The sequence below is a fragment of the Paracoccus sediminilitoris genome (assembly GCF_003259195.1).
Lineage (GTDB): Bacteria > Pseudomonadota > Alphaproteobacteria > Rhodobacterales > Rhodobacteraceae > Paracoccus > Paracoccus sediminilitoris.
In genome coordinates, this window is record NZ_QJPK01000063.1 from 1 (window position 1) to 604 (window position 604).

Genomic DNA, 604 nt, shown 5'->3' on the forward strand with positions numbered 1-604 from the left:
CCCCGACTACCAATCTCAAAACGGCAGACTCTCGTTATGAACGAGGGACGATCGGGGGGCAGGTCAAGGGTTTGCGGCTGTCGGCCGGGACTATCTGGCCTGCTCCGCCGCCCGCAAGCTCGGCACCTGCAGGCAAAGGACGTCCATCCGCCGCAATGTGCTGGAGGAAGCGGTGTTGCAGCTGTTGAAAGACCGGCTGATGCAGCCGGAGGCGGTGGCGCAGTTCATCAAGGCGGTCAGCAAAGAGACGAATGCGCACAACGGCACGGCGTCTGCCAGAGCTGCGCAACTGCAGTCGGAACGGGCCACCGTCACCCGCAAGCTCGAGGGACTCTATGACGCCATTGCCGACGGTCTGCGGACAACCGGTCTGAAGACCAGGCTGGAGGCTCTGGAGACCCGGCTTGCGGAGATCGACAAGGCTTTATCCGCCCCTGCCCCGTCTCTTGTCCGCCTCCACCCGAACCTGTCGGAGCTTTACCCGCGCAAGGTCACCGAGCTGGCGGATGCCCTGACCAACCCGGAGATCCGGATGTCGGCTCTGGAGATCATCCGTGGGCTGATCGAGGTGGTAACCGTCCATGTCACCCCGGTGGGCATCACG

Annotated in this window: 1 pseudogene; it reads left to right on the plus strand. The window is 63.7% G+C overall.

The window, feature by feature from the left end:
- Positions 1 to 175: 175 nt before the first annotated feature.
- A pseudogene (locus DKT70_RS17490) lies at positions 176 to 604 on the plus strand (recombinase family protein); the annotation flags it as partial.